The sequence below is a fragment of the Bacillus sp. LR--39 genome, from assembly GCF_053613335.1.
The window spans coordinates 1-512 of the sequence record NZ_JBSIOT010001634.1; the positions used below are offsets into that span (position 1 = coordinate 1).

The 512-nt window shown below is 51.8% G+C and carries 1 protein-coding gene; it reads left to right on the top strand.

From position 1 onward, the window contains the following. On the top strand, positions 1–512 hold a 512-nt coding region (locus ACWHAR_RS32225), incomplete at both ends, for an amidohydrolase (RefSeq protein WP_452089069.1).

Consider the following 512-nt stretch of genomic DNA (forward strand, 5'->3'; position numbering starts at 1 on the left):
TCATTTTTGAAACAAAAGCTTGAGGATTTAGGGTGCCGGACGCGCACGTTTTCAGACTGCACCGGGGTTGTCGGCGAAATTGGCTCAGGCTCACCTGTTGTAGCGGTACGCGCTGATATTGACGCGCTGTGGCAGGAGGTTAACGGCACATTTCGCGCCAACCATTCCTGCGGACACGATTCACATATGACAATGGCATTGGGCACGTTAATGCTGCTCAAAAAACAACCTGAGCTTCCGAAGGGCACAATCCGTTTTATCTTTCAGCCGGCAGAAGAAAAAGGCGGCGGCGCCTTGAAAATGATAGAAGAAGGCGTGCTTGATGATATCAACTATTTGTATGGCGTTCACGTCCGTCCGATCCAGGAAACACAGAACGGCCGCTGCGCTCCGTCTATTCTGCACGGATCAAGCCAGCACATTGAGGGAACGATCATCGGGGAAGAGGCTCATGGCGCCCGTCCGCACCTCGGGAAAAACAGCATTGAAATTGCGGCATTTCTTGTACATAA